Genomic DNA, 20,352 nt, shown 5'->3' on the forward strand with positions numbered 1-20,352 from the left:
GAAATCGCAGTAGACGGTGGTTTCACAGGTACAGAAGCCCAATGGTTAGCGTCATTACAAGGAGCAGATGGTGCAGTTGGAGCTCAGGGTCCTCAAGGTGTTGCAGGAGCCAATGGAGCTGACGGAACAAATGGTATTGATGGCGCACAAGGTCCTCAAGGAGAAACTGGTCCACAAGGTTTAGCAGGTGCTGCTGGATCTTCAGCATATGAGGTTGCAGTAGACGAAGGTTTTATAGGAACAGAAACAGAGTGGTTAGCGTCATTAAATGGAGCTAATGGAACAGATGGAGCTTCAGCTTACGAAATCGCAGTAGACGGTGGTTTCACAGGTACAGAAGCCCAATGGTTAGCGTCATTACAAGGAGCAGATGGTGCAGTTGGAGCTCAGGGTCCTCAAGGTGTTGCAGGAGCCAATGGAGCTGACGGAACAAATGGTATTGATGGCGCACAAGGTCCTCAAGGAGAAACTGGTCCACAAGGTTTAGCAGGTGCTGCTGGATCTTCAGCATATGAGGTTGCAGTAGACGAAGGTTTCACAGGTACAGAAGCCCAATGGTTAGCGTCATTACAAGGAGCAGATGGTGCAGTTGGAGCTCAGGGTCCTCAAGGTGTTGCAGGAGCCAATGGTGCTGACGGAACAAATGGTATTGATGGCGCACAAGGTCCTCAAGGAGAAACTGGTCCACAAGGTTTAGCAGGTGCTGCTGGATCTTCAGCATATGAGGTTGCAGTAGACGAAGGTTTTATAGGAACAGAAACAGAGTGGTTAGCGTCATTGGTTGGTGCTCAGGGAGTTGCTGGAGCAGATGGTGATCCTGTAGATGTTGTTGATACGGTTGTAGATAATATATCCAATGAAGGCGATATTTATGATGAAATTATTAATATTTATGGTGCTCCTTTAAAGACTTTTATAAAGTATAATAGTACAAGTGGTAGTAGTTTGTTAGGGATTAGTCTTTTAGGTACTTATACGCCAGTAGGGTTTCCTTTAAGTGGAAGGGAGTTTGATGAGAACAGTGAGTTTAGTACAACCACAGGTGTTTTTACGGCTAAACAAGATGGTATATATAATATAAACTTTCAAGCAAATTCAAAAGGTCTTTTAGGAGCAGGTACATTAGGTATTGGGATTTTTAAAAAAGAGGCTACATCTTCTAGTTATACACTACTTGCTGAAGAATCATATGTAAATTTAAATGTATCCGTACTATTTATTGATTTAGATGTATCTCCTCCAACACGATCTACTCAAACTTTAGTAAAACTTAATGCTGGAGATCAAATTGTATTTGGGACAGATGTAGGTGTGGTTGGAGCTGCCTTGTTAAATGGTTTTGAATATCAGTTCTCAATACATCAAGTGAAGTAAATGAGGTTTTTTATTTACTAGTCTGATTTGTTTTAAAAGTAAATTATAACAGATAATTAGAATATCTAAAACTTAAAAATAACAAGGTGTTCTTTTTGTCCTCTGGAGAATCTACAAGAAATAAAATGATAGTTATTTTCTTTTAAAATAAATCAGACTCATTAATAATTAAATATTTAGACATATGAAAAAATATTTATTACAAATAAGCATTTTATTACCCTTTTCTTATGGTATGCTTGCGCAGACTTCTAATAGTGGCGTATTGTACGTGAGTGAAAACACACAGTTTTCTACAGTATCTCGATTTGATAATTTAAGTCAAGGTACCTTTAATAACGATGGAGAATCTTTTATATATAGCGATTTTAATAACGATGGTGTAGTCGATTTTTATGAAAACACAGGAATTACAAAGTTTATAGGTTCAGATAATCAGAATATTAGCGGGACTCAGGTTAGTTATTTATTTAATGTAGTCTTTAATAATAGTAGTAACGCAAATCCTTTTCATTTATCAGGTGAAATTAATATTAGTGGAACTACAGATTTTTACGAAGGCATTGTTGATAATGATAATTTTGGTGGACAAATTACATTTAACACGAATGGAAATCACATCAACACTTCAGATGTTAGTCATGTAGATGGACCTGTAAATAAATTCGGAGATCAAGAGTTTACATTTCCTATTGGAGATGGAGGTTATTACAGGTTAGCCGGTATATCTGCACCAGAAAATTCAAGTGCTTTTTTCAAAGGAAAGTACTATTATGAAAGTTCTAACGATTTGTATTCGCATGAGCTTAAGTCTGAAGATATAACAGAAATAGACAGTCAAGAGTATTGGATTGTAGAGAGTGTTAGTGATGGTTCTGTAGATGGTTTAATTACATTGTCTTGGAGTACAGTTACAACGCCAGGTATATTAATTGAAGCAGCAGAACAAGAAGCTCTAACTATTGTAAGATGGGACGAGTCTAGTAGTATGTGGGTAGATGAAGGTGGTGTGGTTGATATTGATAACCAAACAATAACAACAGCGACAACTAATTATGGTGTTTTTACACTTGGACGTGTAAAATCTGAATCTGAATTACCTTGTTCTTTAATTGTTTATAATTATGTGTCTCCAAACGGAGATGGTAAAAATGATTATTTCGCTATAGAAAAAACAGACGATACATGTGCTAGAGAACTTACACTTCAGGTTTTTAACAGATGGGGTGTTAAGGTATATGAAATGACTAATTATGGTGAAAATGGCCATGTTTTTAATGGGCGTTCTTCTGGAAGGTTAACAGTAAAAGATTCTGATATGTTACCTGCTAATACGTATTACTATATTTTGAAATATAAATATGGTAGCGTAGCAGATAATAAATCTCATAAAAAAGCAGGTTTTTTATACTTAAGCGATAACTAATATGAACGAAAAAAGAATGACTTCAAAAAAAACAAATATATCTGTTTTAGTGTTGGTGTTGAGTCTGTTTTTTATGGCTCCTACTATGGAGGCACAACAAGAATCGCAATACACGCAATACATGTATAATACGATCTCTATTAACCCTGCATATGCTGGATCTCGAGAATCATTAAGTATGCTAGGGGTATATAGAAGCCAATGGGTTGGTTTAGACGGAGCTCCCGAAACATTAAACTTTTCAGCACATTCTCCTATAGGAATTAAAGGTGTTGGTGTTGGTTTAGGATTTACAAGTGATAAGATAGGACCTACTTCAGAAGACATACTTTCATTGGACTTTTCTTATACTATAAATTTAGCTAACAATTTAAAATTAGCTTTGGGTGTAAAGGGAGGTATTTCTATGTGGAACCTAGATCCTACTAAATTAAATATTCAGAATCAAAACGACATTACTCTAAATCAAAAAGACTATAGTTCCCCAATTATTGGTTCTGGTTTGTATTTATATTCTGAAAAATGGTATGTAGGTCTTTCTACCCCTAATTTTTTAGAAACGAAACATTATGACGATATACAGGCATCTACATTTACAGAAAAAGCACATTTGTACTTAATAGGTGGATATATTTTTGAAATGAATCCGAGACTGAAATTAAAACCTGCTTTTTTGGTTAAATCTGTTACAGGTTCACCCTTGGCTCTAGACTTGTCCTTAAATGCACTTATTAATAATGGATTAACATTAGGACTTTCATATAGGTTAGATGCAGCTGTTAGTGCTTTGGCTGGATTTCAGTTAACCGATACGATTATGATTGGATATACATATGATTACGATACAACCGAATTAGGAAATTATAACGATGGATCTCATGAAATACTTTTACGATTTGAATTAGGTACCAGAAGAAGAGGAATAGTGAACCCTAGATTCTTTTAATTAAAAAAATAAATTAATGAAAAATAAGATATCTATATATAGTTTCTTTTGGGTTTTTTTAACCATGGTTACTGTTACGGCCGTTAATGGGCAAGAAAAAAAGTTAATTCAGGCAAACCAGGATTATGAAAAACTAAATTTTATAAATGCTCAAAAAATCTATTTATCAGTTGCTGAAAATGGATATAAGTCTGAAGAGTTATGTGCTAAATTAGCTAATAGTTATTATTTTAATGCACAATATGATCAGGCCGTAAAGTGGTATGATGATTTGTTTTCTATGGTTGAAAAACCTAAAGAAAGCATCATCTATTTACGATATTCTCAGGCACTAAAGGCTATAGGGAAATCTAAACAAGCCATGAAGTATTACAATATTTTTGTAGGAGAAAACGATTTAGAAGAGTCGCCTTTATTGGCTGAAGATTATTTAAGATTAATTAAAGAAAATTCAGGCAGATATGATTTAGATCCGATTAGGAAAATTTATAATAAAAATAAAATTTCTTTTGGAAATACCATGGTAAAAGATACGCTATATTATACCTCTACTAAAGACTCTGATGAAATTTTAAATAAAAAAAGCGGTTGGGATGGTCTTAGTTTTTTATCGTTATATGAAGTTCAGCTAGACTCTTTAAACCAGGCTGTTAGTGATCCTAAAATGCTTAAAGGTAATTTGAAAGGTAAATTTCACGAATCTTCACCCGTATTTACCGCAGATAATAATACAATGTATTTTACTAGAAGTAACATTACATTTGATGATAAAATAGATGATTATAAGTTGAAAATTTATAAGTCTAAAAAGATAAATAATAAGTGGCAAGAGGCCGTTGAACTATCTATTAATAGTGACAATTTTTCAACAGCTCACCCCACTTTAAATTCAGATGGCACAAAGTTATATTTTTCATCAGACCGTCCAGGTGGTTATGGCGAATCAGATATTTATGTTTCTACAATATCTCCAGAAGGTCATTTAGGAGAGCCGGTAAATCTTGGACCGGAAGTAAATACAGAAGGTAAGGAGACGTTTCCTTTTATAACGACTCTTAATGAGCTTTATTTCTCTTCAGATGGACATTTTGGTTTAGGTGGATTAGATATTTTTTATATCAAGATTCTAGACAATCATTACGGGAATTTATTAAATGTAGGAGAACCTTTAAATTCTAATGCAGACGATTTTGCGTTTGGTATAAATATGAAAACAAATAGAGGATTTATAAGTTCTAATCGTTCTACCCGTGAAGGCGAATTTGTTTACGATAATATTTATGTGTTTAAAGAAAAGACCCGAATAGTAGATGTATATCTTTCTAATATAGACGGGTATGTTATCGATAAACAATCTAAACAACCTATTCGAGATGCTAGAGTAAGTTTAAGAGATTCGCATGGAGATGTGTTTCATGAAGTTGTAACCGATGAAAATGGGTTTTATAGCATTGAAACGAATAAGTATAAATCTTATTTTATAAAATCAGAGAAAGAGCGTTATGATACCGACGAAAACATCTCGAAAATAAATATAGGTCATCAAGAAATTAATTTTGAACTACAACAAAATATAGTAGATCTTGTTCCTGGAATGAATCTGGCCGAGGTATTAAATATTCCAATAATATATTTCGATTATGATAAGTCTAATATTCGAGATGATGCCGAAGTCGAGTTGCAAAAAATACTTGTAGCTCTAAACACTTACCCTGATTTAAAACTTGAGATACGATCTCATACAGATAGCCGAGGTAGTGATGATTATAATATGAAATTGTCTTCCAGACGAGCGCAATCTACCCTTGATTATTTGGTGAGTAAAAATATTAATAGTGATAGGTTAGTAGCTAAAGGTTTTGGAGAAACGTTATTGATAAATACATGTTCTAATGGTGTAGAATGTTCTGAGGCAGAGCATCAGAAAAATAGAAGAAGCGAGTTTATTGTTGTTAAATAATTTTAAAAAACCCTCTTTTTTTGATAGTCTTATACATATTTTGGTAGATTAATAGCAAAAAAAATCTTCTTGTATTTTATAGATTAATAGCACTTAAAAGGAGGGGATTTAAACCTCAGATTATAATGTAAGCAACTTAGCTAAAGTAGTTGGTGTATTTAGTTTATTGTTTTAAAAACGTTATAACAGTGTCTACAGCTTCTTGTAGCTGCGGTGTTAATTCTTTCTTACTCCAAGGATGAGAGGTTTCAAAAACGTGATTTGCACCATCTATAATTTTTAATTCACTGTTCGGATTCCATTGGTGTAAATTGTATGCTTCTTCAATTAAAACACTAGTATCTGCACTACCGTGAATAATAAGGTGTGGGATTTTTAATTGAGATACAGCACGTTTAATAGTTAAGCGATCTTCGTTGTTTTTAAAATCTTCAAAATACTGATAGTAATGAGGCATATTTTGTTTGGTACGTCCATTAACAACATACTCTACACCGTTAACTTTCCATTGTTCTAAAGCTTTTCCGCTAGACATACGCTTAGCATAATCACTTACGCCTGCTAGGCTGATAACACGAGAAATACGTGAATCTTCTTCAGCTTTTATAGTTACAATACCTCCAGCTCGGCTATGTCCAAAAAGATTTATGTTTTTTAAATCTGCTTCGTTACTGTAATCGGGGTGTAAGGTAATCCAATCTATAACAGATTTTAAATCGTCTAGTTCAATCGAGTAATTATTATTTCCGAAAGCGTCTAAATCGGGAAAATCTATAGGTTGTTCTGGCGTTCCGCCATTATGAGAGAAGTTAAATTTTATAAAGAAAAAACCAGCATCAGCGAATGTTTCTGCCATTTGGTTCCAAGCGCCCCAATCTTTAAAACCTTTGTAGCCGTGGCAAAAGATAATAATAGGTTTTGGTGTGTTGTTTTCAGTGTAAAACACATCGGTTAAAATGGGTTTATTGTGTGTGCCTGTAATTTGAATGTTTGTAATACGTTTCATAACGCGATGGTGTTTTCTTAAAATTAAGCTCTATAAAATTAAAGTTTTATAATTGCTTATTAAAACATTCATTAAAAAAAAGGCATAAAAAAAGAGTGAGATAACCAGTCCCACTCTTACAAACAAACTAACTAATTGACATAGTTTAACTAACTATCTATTTAAAATTAAAACTATATTTTAAACTGCTCAACGTAATTTCTTCCGTCAGCATTTATTATTACTTTATAACTACCAGAACGTTTTCCAGCTAAGCTGTATATACGATTAATATCTGTAGTGTTTGAAAATGTTTCTGAGTGAATTAAATCAGAATTTGCATTGTTAGTAGTGTAATAAATTTTCACTTCTACTTTTTCTTGATTTAAATCTAATTTAGAGATGTATATTTTATTTTCATTAAATTTTATAACTGGCTTAAAGATGCTTTTCTCTGCTTGCTTATTAAAAGTTACTTCACCTAATGCTACTTTAAAAGGCATAATTTTAACTTCAAAACCTTTTTCATGTTCGAAAGAATAATCACCGTCAGGTAAAGCTGTTAAATCAAATTTATTATTATAAATACCAGAAGTTTCAAAAGTAGTGTTGTATAAAACAATACCATAATCGTCTTTAATAGATAATTCTTGACCTTCTTTTACATTATCAAGTGTTAAAACGATTTCTAATTTTTTCCCTTTTATATTATCAGAAGATGTGTTAGCGAAACTAGAAATTCCAGTTGTTAAGGCTAACATATATATACTGAATACTAATACTTTTTTCATAATCATTATCTTAATACTTAATTACATTACAAAGGTATGGGGCTTGTGTTGTGTAGAAAACATCGATATTGGCTATTTTATATGCTATATTAACTGTAAATAAATTGTTAAGGTTGTGATATGGTAAAATAGTATACATTAGGGTTAATTATACACATGCTATACCATATACATTTTGTATTTTTGCCACATAAATGTGAAAGTCTTATGAAGTTAAAACCAACTTACGAAAAGGTAACACCAAGTTTTGGAAGCTCGTTGGTGGTAAGGCAACATACGCAAGAAGCCCACAAGAGCAAGGCTTTCTGGCATTTTCATCCAGAATTAGAATTGGTGTATGTAAATAAAGGACAGGGAAAAAGGCATATAGGAAATCACTTATCATACTTTAATAACAGTCAGCTTATATTAATAGGTTCTAATTTACCCCATAATGGATTTGCAGATAGGTTAACAGCACGTGGTTCGGAAACTATTGTACAATTTTTACCTAATTTTTTAGGAGATACGTTTCTTAAGCTTCCAGAAATGGAGCGTATTGCCATGCTTTTTGAACGCGCTAAAAAAGGTGTGCTATTTAAACCTGAAACAAAATTGGTTGTTGGACCAAAAATTGAATCTTTAATAGAATTTCAAGGTTTTAATCGTGTTTTAAAATTATTAGAAATTTTAAACGATTTGGCTTTGTCTGAACACTACAGTCTATTAAATGTAGATGGTGTTGCTTTTGAAACAGAACCTCAGGATAGTGCTAAAATTGATGTTATTTTTAGATATATAAATAATAATTTTCAGAGTCATATTAGTTTAGAAGATATTGCAGACCAAGCAAACATGACTGTGCCTGCGTTTTGTAGGTTTTTTAAAAAGGCTACGGGTAAAACATTTACTAAATTAGTAAATGAATATCGTGTTGTGCATGCAACAAAATTATTACAAGAAAGTGAAATGAGTATTACCGATATTTGTTTTGAATGTGGGTTTAATAACTTTTCTCACTTCAATAAATTTTTTAATGAAATTACAGGAACTAGTGCGTCTAAATACAGAAGTGAAATGACACGTATTATTCAATAATTAGATTCAATTTACATAAAACAAAACCCTCAGATTAATTAATCTGAGGGTTTTGTTTTATAATAAGGTGTCGTTAATTGCTAATACAATTATTTTTCGCCATTCCATTCTGCATAAAACTGATCTAAAAAACCAACCATATAATCGTGTCGTTGAGTCGCTATTTTTTTACCACTCACTGTATTCATTTTATCTTTTAAAAGGAGTAGCTTTTCGTAAAAATGATTAATTGTAGGTGCTGTAGATGTTTTATATTCTACTTTTGTCATACTTAAATTCGGACTGATTTCTGGATTGTAAATAGCTCGGTTTTTAAACCCTCCGTAGTTAAATGTTCTAGCAATACCAATGGCGCCCATAGCATCTAAACGGTCTGCATCTTGAACGACATTTAATTCTGGAGATGAAAATGTGGCTTTAAAATTTCCGCCTTTATAAGATATATTTTCAATTATATTAATAACATGAGTAGTTGTGTCCTCATCAACATTAATGTCTTTTAAAAATGCTGAAGCTACTTTGGGGCCAACAGTTTCATCACCATCATGAAATTTACTGTCAGCAATATCGTGAAGTAAAGCTCCTAGTTCAACTACAAACATATCAACGTTTTCTGTTTTGGCTATTAATTTAGAGTTTTTATAAACGCGTTCTATATGAAACCAATCATGGCCACCTTCGGCACCTTCTAATTGTTGTTTTACAAAATTAATTGTTGCTTGTATTTGGAGGTCTTTGTTCATGTTTATAAAAGTAAAAATTCCTAACTGAGACAGAAAGGAATTCTTATGTTTTTAGTTTAATTCAGATTCTCATTTTCTAGTTTAGAAAAGCTTCAACAAGTTTGTTAAAACGTAAACATATATTTTGAGAAGTTTATGGCTGAATATTATATTTTAGCAGGTTCTACCCATTTAAATTCAAACGAATTTTCAGGAATTTTCATACGCTCTGCTACACGCATCATACGGCTAGGAAGTTTTATTAGGTAGTCTCTTGCTTTTTCAGCTTCATCAGATAAATCTGTGATTTTTTCAATCTCCCAACGTTTAAGTAGTTTCTCTAGAATTTCTATATAGTCCATAGATGTATACACGCCAATACGTTGTGCGGTGTTCGAAAATTCTTCGAAAGCAGAACTTACTTGTCCGCCAGATTCTCTTAAAAAGTGAGCTGGCATTGTGATTTTTTGCTTCATCATATAATGAAAAGCCATCATCATCTGACTAGGATCTACTTTAAAAATACGTTCAACAAATTCGCTATATGCATTATGGTGTCTCATTTCGTCTCCCGAAATAATTCTACACATTTTGCCTAGTTGTTTGTTGCCGCGTTCTCTAGCAAATTTAGCCACTCGGTTGTGAGAAATGTAAGTTGCTAGTTCTTGGAAACTGGTATATACAAAGTTTTTATAAGGGTCGCGATCTGTACCAATATCAAAACCATCAGAAATTAAATACTGAGTTGTTTTTTCAATTTCTTTCATATTTACACGTCCAGAAAGGTAAAGATATTTGTTAAGTACATCTCCGTGTCTGTTTTCTTCAGCGGTCCAATGGCGTACCCATTTAGACCAACCGTTACGTTCAACTTGTCCAACACCTTCAACATCCATTAACCAGGATTCGTAGGTTGGTAAAGCTTCTTCTGTAATCATATCTCCAACTAAAACCACCCATAAATCGTAAGGTAAATCTTTAGCTAATTCTCTTATTTCTTTAACTTCCTCAAAAAAGGTTGGACCTTCAGAATTTGGTAAAAAATCTGTAGGTTGCCAAATGGTTTCTGTTGGTATTAAATATTTTTCTATTAAAGCGTCTACGTCTTTTTCTAAAAACTGCATCACTTCTAACCTTACATTTTTTAATGACATAATGTTAAGTTTTTAATGGTTTATACTCTGTGTTACAGTGTGCTCAATTTCGTCAATCAAAGTCTCTGTCGTGCCTGTAAAGGTAGATAAATTTATGGGTTTATGAACAGTTAATGTAATATGAGCGCCTAATCCCATAGGGAATTTGCCATATTTTAACGTTTTCCATGAATTATTTATTGTTAAAGGAACTACAGTTGCAGTTGGTATATTTTTTATTAATGTTTGCAAACCACGACGTTGAAACGGTTTTGGAACACCATCTTTACTTCTTGTGCCTTCAGGGAAAATAACGGCGGCATAATTTTTCTCATTTATAAATTTCGAGAAATTATTAATTGCAAGTATGGCTTGTCTTGGGTTTTTTCTGTCTATTAAAGCCGATCCGCCATGACGTAAATTATACGAGACACTAGGTATCCCTTTTCCTAATTCTATTTTACTAATAAATTTAGGTTTATATTGTTTCATGTACCAAAGTATTGGCGATATATCGTACATGCTTTGGTGATTAGATACTATAATTAAAGGAGTGTCTTTGGGAATCTCATTATCAAAGTGATTTGTATATGTAAAGCGTGTTCCTAAAATATTCAAACAACGTAATAGTGCAAATTGTAATATGTTTACACTACGTTGTAATGCACTATAACCAAATACGCGATGACTAATCCATAATATAGGATGGAACACACATATAGATAGTAAAAATGCAAATGCATATAGTACAGTTAAAGGATACGCTATAAGTTTCATTAATTAAATTTTGGAAGTTTAGAATTTAAACAAAAATAGGATATAAAAAAACCACGCCAAAAGCGTGGTTTATATTTTTTACAAAATCCGACTTAACAAACTTGGTTAAAAGCATCTTTAAGGTTGTCTGCAATCATTTCTGCAGGACGACCTTCAATATGGTGGCGCTCTAACATGTGTACTAATTCGCCATCTTTAAATAAAGCAATACATGGTGAGCTTGGAGGGAAAGGTATCATATAACCTCTCGCTTTATCAACCGCTTCCTTATCTACTCCTGCAAAAACAGTTACAAGATGGTCTGGATGTTTATCGTTTTTTATGCTCATGCTAGCTGCTGGACGTGCATTAGCTGCAGCACAACCACAAACCGAATTTACAACCACTAAAGTTGTACCTTCTTTTGCTAAAGCAACATCTACAGCTTCTGCGGTATGTAATTCTTCAAAACCAACTTTGGTTAAATCTTCACGCATTGGTTTAACTAATTCTGCTGGATACATATTTTAAATTTTTTGTTTATTAAATAAAGGGCAAATATACATAATAAAAACAGAAACAATCATGACTTTAACGTAACGTGCATAAGTCTAAATGTAGTGTTGTTTTGGGCGTTACTTTGTTTAAGCAAAGTCGGGCTATACGCTATATCTTTTTGTTTTTAAAGAAACAAAAAGGATGCCGCTGCTATGCCTAACGCAAAAGCAAGGCAAACCATAAAAAATATTTTGGTTAAAATTACAAGTAGTATATTTGCGGGAATTAAAATAAAATTATGGGTATTTCAAAATGGTTAGGAGCTACTTTAGGTATGTCGTTTGGAGGTCCAATAGGAGCTATCTTAGGATTTGCATTAGGTAGTATGGTCGATGGGTTTTCTAGCGGAAGCATTAAGGTTAATACAGATTCTCCTTACGGAGCGCCAGCACGAACACGAACCAAATCTAGCGAATTCGAAGTCAGTTTATTAATACTTGCAGCTATTGTTATAAAGGCAGATGGCGTTAGTGATAAAAGAGAATTAGATTTTGTGCGTGCTCAATTTGTGGGTATGTATGGTAAAGAACGTGCAAACGAAGCTTTTAAACTATTCAAAAATATAAGTCAACAAAAAGATATTCCTATTCGCGATGTGTGTATGCAAATTCGTCAAATGATGGATCACCCATCTCGCCTTCAATTGCTTCACTTTTTATTCGGAATCGCAAAAGCCGATGGGAATGTAAGCCAAGTAGAAGTTGATGTTATTTATACCATTTCAAACTATTTAGGCATTCGTGCTTTAGATTTTGAAAGTATTAAGGCTATGTTTTACAACAGTAGCGATAATGCTTATAAAATTCTTGAAATAGAAAAGTCTGCGACTAACGATGAGGTTAAAAAAGCCTATCGTAAAATGGCTAAAAAATATCATCCAGATAAAGTGCTTCATTTAGGTGAAGAATACCAGAAAGGTGCAGAGGAAAAATTTAGACAAGTTCAAGAAGCTTACGATCAGCTTCAAAAAGAGCGAGGTTTTAAATAAATAAAATTTCATTACAATATATAATCTCAAATAATTACTAGGGATTATTATTAAAAGACGAATTGGATGTTTGTACATGCAGTTCGTCTTTTTGTTGTTGTAATTAATTTATTAAAATATATTTTAGACTAGACTAAAAATATATTTGTATTCAAGTAAATTGTGTATCTTTGTTATAAAATAAGAGTTTAGTGGTTACATTATCTGAAGAAAATTATTTAAAAGCAATTTACCATTTGGGTAAACAAGGTTCGGTAGCAGTTAGCACAAATGCTATAGCCGAAAAAATAAAATCAAAAGCTTCGTCTGTTACCGATATGGTAAAAAAATTAGCAGATAAGAATTTGGCTAACTATGTCAAGTATCAAGGGGTGACTTTAACCGAAAAAGGACGTTTAATAGCGGCTTTAGTCATTCGGAAACACAGACTTTGGGAAGTGTTTTTGGTCGAGAAATTAAATTTTACTTGGGATGAGGTACACGATGTTGCAGAGCAATTAGAACATATAAAGTCGTTAAAACTCGTTGATGAATTAGATGCTTTTTTAGGGTGTCCAACACACGACCCGCACGGAGATCCTATTCCTGATAAAGATGGAAATTATTCGCCTATAAAAAGTGTGAATATTTTAGAAATTAAAAAAGGCGAACAAGGCGTTTTGGTATTGGTAAAAAATTCATCCGACTCATTTTTAAAGTATTTAAATAAAAATAATTTAGCACTAGGAGATGCTATTAAAGTAATAGACTTTGAACCTTTCGATAAGTCTTTAACTATAGAAACATCTGATAGAAAAATGATTATCTCTAATGAAGTTGCTAAAAACTTATACTTAAGCTTATAATTATGGAAAACTACAGCCCTTTATTAGCGCTCTCAATATTTTTTATAGTAGTAGCATTATTGTATGTTTTATTTAGGCCTACAAAAGGGTGGTTTTGGATTATTAGGAAAGCATTTGAAAGTAGCGAAAAAGTAATTATAGAAGATGTCTTGAAACAGCTTTATCATTTCGAAACTTCGAATAATAGAGTGGATATGAAAACATTAGTTCAGATTCTAGATTTTAAAAATACGGATATTGTCGAGGCTGTTAAAAAAATGACAATTAATGATTTGATTTATTCAGAATCGGATGTTTTAAAGCTCACAGAAGAAGGACGTGATTATGCGCTTCGTATTGTTCGTGTGCACCGTCTTTGGGAGCGTTATTTAGCAGATAAAACAGGAATACACAAGAAAGAGTGGCACGATAGAGCAGAATCTATGGAGCATAGATTAAGTCATGATGAGGCCGACGAGTTAGCTGCTCATTTAGGACATCCTAAATTCGACCCGCATGGCGATCCTATTCCAACAAAAACAGGAAAAATGGCATCGGTTCATGGTGTAGAATTACCGCTTTTACCAGTGGGGTCTGTTGGGAAAATTACACATATTGAAGATGAGCCTGAAGTGATTTATAAACAAATTTTGGCAGAGCATATTTATATGGGATCTCTGCTAAAAGTGATAGAAAATAATTCGACAAGAATAGTGTTTGAGTCGGAAGGTGAAGAATTTAAATTGGCACCAATAGTTGCTGCAAACTTAACAGTAGCACTCATAGAAAAAGAAGTTGTTATAGAAGATAATATAGCACGTTTATCCAGTTTAAAGGAAGATGAAACAGCTAAAATTATTGGAATTTCTAAGGAAAATAGAGGAGAAAGCAGAAGGCGATTATTAGATCTTGGTTTTGTAAAAGGATCAAATGTTAGTATCGATCTTTTAAATCCGCTAGGCGATCCTAATGCCTATTTAATTAAAGGAACTTCTATTGCTTTACGAAAAGATCAGGCTTCGAAAATCTTAATTAAAAAAGATTAAACTATGGAAACAAAAGTAAAGAGCGCTTGCGATACGTGTGCGTTGTATAATAAAGATGGTTTAAAACGACTAGGTATTCATACTGATAATTTTGATTTTATAGTAGCTTTAGCTGGAAATCCTAACACCGGAAAAAGTACTGTTTTTAATGCTTTAACAGGGTTAAAACAACACACTGGAAATTGGCCAGGAAAAACGGTTACACGTGCAGAGGGAGGCTTTGAATACAATACTGAAAAATATAAATTGGTAGATTTGCCAGGAACATATTCATTACTGTCAACCTCTGAAGATGAAGAAGCGGCACGTGATTTCATTCTTTTTGGTAAACCTGATGTCACTGTAATTGTTGCCGATGCAAACCGGTTAGAACGTAATTTAAACTTAGTGCTTCAAATTCTTGAAATTACAGACAAGGCGGTGTTGTGTTTAAATTTAATGGACGAAGCGAAACGTAATAAGGTTGATATAGATGTAAGGACATTATCTCGAGATTTAGGTATTCCTGTAGTGCCTACAAGCGCACGATTTAATCGTGGAATTCCAGAATTAATACAAACCATTAGTGAGATCGCAAGTGGTAAAATTGTGTGTAAACCACATCGTATTAAAAATGTACCCAAAAATATTGAACACGCGGTTAAGACATTAACGGTTCAAATAGAAAAAGAATTTCCTAATATACCAAACAGTCGTTGGATTGCTTTTAGATTGTTAGAAGGTGATAAGCAAATTATAAATGCTTTAAAAACGGGAGAATTTCTTTAAATATTCAATCAGATGAAAGATAATAATATAGACAATATCATCGAATTATCTAATGAGCTTCGTTGGCAAATTGGAGATGAGTTTCATGATAATTTAACTGAGAGTATTTATGCAGATGCAGCCGATATTGTTAAGGATTCGGTAACGACTCAAGACGGAGAGAAACGGTTTCGGTTAGACTCTAAAATAGATAAAATTGTAACAAGTAAGATATGGGGATTTCCTATCATGTTTTTAATTTTAGGAACCGTGTTATGGCTTACTATAGTTGGAGCGAATTATCCGTCTTCTCTGTTGGCGAGTTTGCTTTTAGATACGGTTCATCCTCTTTTACAAAGTGGAGCAAATAGTGTGAATATGCCTTGGTGGCTTGCTGGTTTTTTAATAGATGGTGTGTATTTGGCAGTGGCTTGGGTTATTGCTGTTATGTTACCTCCTATGGCTATATTTTTTCCGATGTTTACGCTTTTAGAAGATTTTGGTTATCTGCCAAGAGTTGCTTTTAATTTAGATTCTTTATTTAATAAATCAGGAGCGCATGGTAAGCAGGCTTTAACTATGAGTATGGGATTTGGTTGCAACGCAGCAGGTGTTGTTGCAACTCGTATTATAGATAGTCCTAGAGAACGATTAATCGCAATTATTACAAATAACTTTTCGTTGTGTAACGGGCGTTGGCCTACGCAGATTTTGATTGCCACAATTTTTATTGGAGCAGTTGTACCTGAATCATTATCTAGTTTAGCATCATTATTGGCTGTAATTAGTGTAGCTGTTTTAGGAATGGCTTTTATGTTTGGCGTGTCTTGGGCGTTATCTAAAACGGTTTTAAAAGGAGAAGTGTCTACATTTAATTTAGAATTACCACCATACAGACCACCGCGTTTTTGGAAAACAATTTATACTTCATTAATAGATAGAACTTTAATTGTTTTATGGCGAGCAATAGTATTTGCTGCTCCGGCAGGTGCCGTAATTTGGTTAATTTCTAATGTGCATGTGGGTGATGAAACAATTGCTGCTTTTTTAATTAATGGAATGGATGGTTTCGGATTCCTTTTAGGGTTAAACGGTGTTATACTGCTAGCTTATATTGTAGCTATTCCAGCAAATGAAATTGTAATTCCTACTATTTTGATGCTTACTGTAATGGTAACAGGAATAGGAGGAGGAGCTGGTGCTGGTGTAATGTTCGAGTTAGATTCTATAAATGCAACTGGAGATATTCTAAGAGCAGGTGGTTGGACGTTATTAACAGCTGTTAATTTAATGCTTTTTAGTTTGCTTCACAATCCGTGTAGTACCACGATTTATACCATCTATAAGGAAACAAATAGTGTGAAATGGACTGTAGTCGCATCTATTATGCCTGTTATTTTAGGTTTTGTTGTTACCTTTTTAGTGGCTCAGGTGTGGAGACTTCTGTTTTAGTAAAAATCTTTTAAGAGAAGAAGTAAATAATATTAATGTAATTGAAGTATCGTGGTGATACGAATTGTTATTTATAATCAATTCAAAATAAAGCGAACTTTGATTAGTGTTAAAATATAAAAGGTTATTAAATGCATACAGCACTTAATAACCTTTTGTTATATATATAAAATTTGGTTTCGGCCTAACTGCAACCACAGTTTGTACCATCAGATCCACAAGCTTTTTTCTTAGATTTGTCTTTTTTCCAAAAGTACTTTTTAATTAAGAATGCAACTGCTATTCCTAAGGACGCAAAAACTAATATGTTTTGAATGATTGTATTCATAATCTAATAGTCGTTTTTAATATTAAAGGCTTTCAGTGTTTATTTTAAAACTTGAAAGGCTATTAAAGCAGAAAAATATGCCATTCCCGTCATAACTATCAATTGCAAGGCTGGCCATTTCCAACTGTTTGTTTCTCGTTTTACAATAGCTAAAGTACTCATACATTGCATTGCAAAAGCATAAAATAATAATAATGAAATTCCTGATGCAAAGTTAAATAAGGGTCCGCCTAAAATAGGATTAACTTCACCCGCCATTCTATTTTTAATTGTTTCTTCTTGGTCGCTACCAACACTGTAAATTGTTGCTAAAGTTCCTACAAACACTTCACGAGCGGCGAACGAACTTACAATGGCAATACCAATTTTCCAATCGTAACCTAAAGGTCTAATAGCAGGTTCAATAGCGTGACCCGCAATACCAATGTAAGAATGTTCAAGTTTATAAGAATCTATTTTATGGTCTAAATCTTCTTGAGATAAGTTTTCTGAAGCATATTTTTCAGTCATAATGCTTTCTGCTTCATTAAAATGTTCTCCAGGACCATAAGATGCTAGAAACCATAATACAATTGATATGGCTAAAATAATTTTACCCGCTCCAAATACAAATGATTTTGTTTTTTCAAGTACAGTTAAAGCAACATTTTTAAATAAAGGCAATTTGTAATTTGGCATTTCAACAACAAAAAATGTTTTACTTTTAAGTTTCATGACGCGATCTAAAATGTAAGCAGAACAAATTGCAGCTCCAAATCCTAGTAAATACAAGAGCATTAAAGTAAGTGCTTGGTATCCTAATCCTAGAAAGCTGCCTTCAGGAATTACTAATGAAATAATAATTAAATAAACAGGAAGTCTTGCAGAACATGTTGTAAAAGGGGTAACAAGAATAGTAATTAAACGTTCTTTCCAGCTTTCAATATTACGTGTTGCCATAATTGCAGGAATTGCACATGCCGTACCAGAAATTAAAGGCACAACACTTTTTCCGCTTAATCCAAAACGTCGCATAATACGATCCATTAAGAAGACAACACGACTCATATAGCCGCTTTCTTCTAAAATGGATATAAATAAAAATAAGAATGCAATTTGTGGAATGAAAATAACAATTCCGCCTAATCCGGGTATTATTCCTTCTGCAAGTAAGCTTGTGAAAGCCCCTTGTGGTAGTGCGTTTTTAACCCATTCTCCTAGGGCTGCAAAAGACGAATCGATAAAATCCATTGGTGCGCTAGACCAATCGTAAATGGCTTGAAAAATAGTTAATAGTATAGTAAGAAAAATAACATAGCCCCAAACTTTATGTGTTAAAACGCGGTCTAACTTAGCGCGTAAATCTTTTGCTTTTGTAACATCTATAGTTTGTCCTTTTTTAAGGGTGTTATTTATAAACTGATAGCGTTTTATGGTTTCTTTTTGTTGTAATCGTTTTAAATCTGTTTTTGTTTTTGTTTTAAAATCGGTTACAGCATCAAACTCATTCCTGTCTGTTTTTCCAAAATTTGCATCTTGGGTAATAACAAGCCAAAGTTTGTAAAGTAATTGTTTTGGAAAAACTTGTTGTAAACGATCAAAATAGGCCTTGTCAATTTCAGAGGCGTTTAAACAAGGTGTTGTAGATTGATCTCTATAATTAGCAATAAGCTCTTTAATCTTATCTATTCCTTCATTTTTTCGAGTACTAACAACTGCTATTTTAGTTTTTAACTCTGCTTCTAAAAAGGGAATATCCAACGAAATACCTCGACGAGACATACGATCTGCCATATTGATAACAAGTATGGTAGGGATTTCTAAATCTTTTATTTGTGTAAAAAGTAAAAGGTTTCGTTTTAAATTTTCTACATCACTTACAACAATAGCAATATCTGGAAAATCTTTATCGTTTTTATTAAGAAGTAATTCTATAACTACGTTTTCATCTAGAGAAGACGCATTTAAACTATACGTTCCAGGAAGATCTATAATGTGGGCTTTAACACCACGTGGTAATTTGCAAATCCCTTCTTTTTTTTCAACAGTAATTCCGGGGTAGTTTCCTACTTTTTGGTATAGTCCTGTTAAGGCATTAAATACCGATGTTTTTCCTGTGTTGGGATTTCCTATTAAAGCAACATTGATTTGTTTACTCATGAGATAATTTTTCAATTAAAATAAGGCTTGCAGTCTCTTTTCTTATTGCTAAATGAGTTCCGTTAATATTGAGGTAAATAGGGTCTTTAAACGGTGCAATTTGCACGAGTTCGACTTGATTACCAGGAAGGCAACCCATTTCCAATAATTTTAATGGAATTTGTGCAGATGAAACGTCTATAATAACAGCTGTTTCTCCGCGTTTTAGATGCGCTAAAGTTGTTTGCAAACTTATTTAGATTGATTTTAAAGAAGCAAAAGTAAGGTAAAAACTAACGTTAAAAAAAAATTAAGCAGAAAACTACTTTTTATATTCGTTTTTTAAGGTTTTAATGTCGTTTAATAGCTGTTCAATAGCTTCAGGGTCTGTGCCATCGTAATATCCTCGAATTTGTTTTTTCTTATCTATAAGCATGAAGTTCTCGGTGTGAATCATATCGTATTCATCTCCATTTCCTAGTGTTTTTACAGCCATATAGCTTTTTCTCGCTAATTCGTAAATCTGTTTTTTATCGCCTGTAACTAAATTCCATTTTGCATCGTTCACGCCTTTTTTTATCGCGTATCTTTTTAATTGTGCAACGCTGTCAATTTGTGGTGTTACAGAATGAGAGAGTAACATGACTTCATCATCATTTAAAATTTCTTTTTGAATTTTTGCCATATGGTCTGTCATAATTGGACAAATGGTCTGGCAGGTGGTGAAAAAGAAATCGGCCACATAAATTTTGTCTTTATAATTGTCTTGAGTAATAATCTTTCCGTTCTGATTAATCAGACTAAAATCTGCAATTTTATGATACTTTCTAACATCAAAAAGTGTGCTATCAACCAATTCTTGATCGACTTGAGCGGGTTGGTAAATCGGAAGTGGTTTTTCTACATCTAGAATATTATAAATAATAGCGATAATAACCATTGATATAATAGAAAAAACGATAGCGAAGTATTTGTAAGCTTTAAAAAATGATAACATGTTTTTAAAATATAAATCGTGAGTAAAGCAAAAATACGAGTAAAATTAAGTTATATGAAGTCCTTTTAATAATAAAAGCATGTTAAAAAAAGAAGGGTAAAGGGTGTTTATATTTTTTTACCAC

The 20,352-nt window shown here is 33.1% G+C and carries 17 protein-coding genes and 2 pseudogenes; 9 read left to right on the forward strand and 10 right to left on the reverse strand.

Translation table 11 applies throughout. The annotated features are described in order from the left end of the window. From Q1B05_RS16245 to Q1B05_RS16260, 4 genes and pseudogenes are all read left to right on the forward strand, one after another. Positions 1 to 1,374, forward strand: a pseudogene (locus tag Q1B05_RS16245) (hypothetical protein); the annotation flags it as partial. A gap of 184 nt (positions 1,375 to 1,558) precedes the next feature. Next, entirely contained in the window at positions 1,559 to 2,800 is a 1,242-nt protein-coding gene (locus Q1B05_RS16250; protein WP_299782062.1) for a gliding motility-associated C-terminal domain-containing protein, read from the forward strand. A 1-nt stretch (position 2,801) separates the two neighbouring features. Beyond that, positions 2,802 to 3,746 (forward strand): type IX secretion system membrane protein PorP/SprF, encoded by a 945-nt coding sequence (locus Q1B05_RS16255; RefSeq protein ID WP_299782064.1) that lies wholly within the window; start codon positions 2,802 to 2,804, stop codon positions 3,744 to 3,746. A 16-nt stretch (positions 3,747 to 3,762) separates the two neighbouring features. Beyond that, complete coding sequence (locus Q1B05_RS16260; RefSeq protein WP_299782066.1) at positions 3,763 to 5,706, forward strand: OmpA family protein; 1,944 nt, start codon at positions 3,763 to 3,765, stop codon at positions 5,704 to 5,706. Between the two features lie 163 nt (positions 5,707 to 5,869). Here Q1B05_RS16260 and Q1B05_RS16265 read toward each other — a convergent pair whose 3' ends face one another. Then, complete coding sequence (locus Q1B05_RS16265) at positions 5,870 to 6,712, reverse strand: alpha/beta fold hydrolase (protein ID WP_299782068.1); 843 nt, start codon at positions 6,710 to 6,712, stop codon at positions 5,870 to 5,872. Positions 6,713 to 6,885: 173 nt separating this feature from the next. Next, on the reverse strand, positions 6,886 to 7,482 hold the full coding sequence (locus Q1B05_RS16270; protein ID WP_299782070.1) for a hypothetical protein: 597 nt from the start codon (positions 7,480 to 7,482) through the stop codon (positions 6,886 to 6,888). A gap of 207 nt (positions 7,483 to 7,689) precedes the next feature. Between Q1B05_RS16270 and Q1B05_RS16275 the strand changes: the two genes are divergently transcribed. Continuing rightward, positions 7,690 to 8,559 (forward strand): AraC family transcriptional regulator, encoded by an 870-nt coding sequence (locus Q1B05_RS16275; RefSeq protein ID WP_299782072.1) that lies wholly within the window; start codon positions 7,690 to 7,692, stop codon positions 8,557 to 8,559. A gap of 89 nt (positions 8,560 to 8,648) precedes the next feature. Here Q1B05_RS16275 and Q1B05_RS16280 read toward each other — a convergent pair whose 3' ends face one another. From Q1B05_RS16280 to Q1B05_RS16295, 4 genes are all read right to left on the reverse strand, one after another. Next, complete coding sequence (locus tag Q1B05_RS16280; protein WP_299782074.1) at positions 8,649 to 9,302, reverse strand: HD domain-containing protein; 654 nt, start codon at positions 9,300 to 9,302, stop codon at positions 8,649 to 8,651. Between the two features lie 146 nt (positions 9,303 to 9,448). Next, on the reverse strand, positions 9,449 to 10,435 hold the full coding sequence (locus Q1B05_RS16285) for an acyl-ACP desaturase (protein WP_299782076.1): 987 nt from the start codon (positions 10,433 to 10,435) through the stop codon (positions 9,449 to 9,451). A gap of 12 nt (positions 10,436 to 10,447) precedes the next feature. Then, entirely contained in the window at positions 10,448 to 11,191 is a 744-nt protein-coding gene (locus tag Q1B05_RS16290) for a 1-acyl-sn-glycerol-3-phosphate acyltransferase (RefSeq protein ID WP_299782078.1), read from the reverse strand. A 92-nt stretch (positions 11,192 to 11,283) separates the two neighbouring features. Beyond that, entirely contained in the window at positions 11,284 to 11,694 is a 411-nt protein-coding gene (locus Q1B05_RS16295; RefSeq protein ID WP_299782080.1) for a BrxA/BrxB family bacilliredoxin, read from the reverse strand. 272 nt (positions 11,695 to 11,966) lie between these two features. On the opposite strand from Q1B05_RS16295, the gene Q1B05_RS16300 reads away from it, so the two are divergent. The 4 genes and pseudogenes from Q1B05_RS16300 to feoB (Q1B05_RS16315) all read left to right on the forward strand — a co-directional run bounded on the left by Q1B05_RS16300 (position 11,967) and on the right by feoB (Q1B05_RS16315) (position 16,785). After that, complete coding sequence (locus Q1B05_RS16300; protein ID WP_299782082.1) at positions 11,967 to 12,716, forward strand: TerB family tellurite resistance protein; 750 nt, start codon at positions 11,967 to 11,969, stop codon at positions 12,714 to 12,716. Between the two features lie 191 nt (positions 12,717 to 12,907). Next, the gene (locus Q1B05_RS16305) at positions 12,908 to 13,561 is read left to right on the forward strand and encodes a metal-dependent transcriptional regulator (RefSeq protein ID WP_159022244.1); all 654 of its coding nucleotides are present in this window, start codon (positions 12,908 to 12,910) and stop codon (positions 13,559 to 13,561) included. Between the two features lie 2 nt (positions 13,562 to 13,563). Beyond that, positions 13,564 to 14,586: a metal-dependent transcriptional regulator gene (locus Q1B05_RS16310; protein WP_299782088.1), complete on the forward strand. Its 1,023-nt coding sequence runs from the start codon at positions 13,564 to 13,566 to the stop codon at positions 14,584 to 14,586. A 3-nt stretch (positions 14,587 to 14,589) separates the two neighbouring features. Continuing rightward, positions 14,590 to 16,785 (forward strand): annotated as a pseudogene (gene feoB, locus Q1B05_RS16315) (ferrous iron transport protein B). A 184-nt stretch (positions 16,786 to 16,969) separates the two neighbouring features. Here the strand turns inward: feoB (Q1B05_RS16315) and Q1B05_RS16320 are convergent. From Q1B05_RS16320 to Q1B05_RS16335, 4 genes are all read right to left on the reverse strand, one after another. Further along, positions 16,970 to 17,113 carry a FeoB-associated Cys-rich membrane protein gene (locus Q1B05_RS16320; RefSeq protein WP_299782090.1) on the reverse strand — a complete coding sequence of 48 codons (144 nt, stop codon included), beginning with the start codon at positions 17,111 to 17,113 and terminating at the stop codon, positions 16,970 to 16,972. A gap of 39 nt (positions 17,114 to 17,152) precedes the next feature. Then, positions 17,153 to 19,252, reverse strand: a complete 2,100-nt coding sequence (gene feoB, locus Q1B05_RS16325; protein WP_299782092.1) for a ferrous iron transport protein B — start codon at positions 19,250 to 19,252, stop codon at positions 17,153 to 17,155. Beyond that, positions 19,245 to 19,481: a FeoA family protein gene (locus Q1B05_RS16330; protein ID WP_299782094.1), complete on the reverse strand. Its 237-nt coding sequence runs from the start codon at positions 19,479 to 19,481 to the stop codon at positions 19,245 to 19,247. Before Q1B05_RS16330 ends, feoB (Q1B05_RS16325) begins: the two co-directional genes overlap by 8 nt. A 72-nt stretch (positions 19,482 to 19,553) precedes the next feature. After that, on the reverse strand, positions 19,554 to 20,228 hold the full coding sequence (locus tag Q1B05_RS16335) for an SCO family protein (protein ID WP_299782096.1): 675 nt from the start codon (positions 20,226 to 20,228) through the stop codon (positions 19,554 to 19,556). Positions 20,229 to 20,352 lie beyond the last annotated feature (124 nt).

Origin of the sequence: uncultured Formosa sp. (genome assembly GCF_947500765.1) — a bacterium.
In the GTDB taxonomy this organism is placed as follows: Bacteria; Bacteroidota; Bacteroidia; order Flavobacteriales; family Flavobacteriaceae; genus Formosa.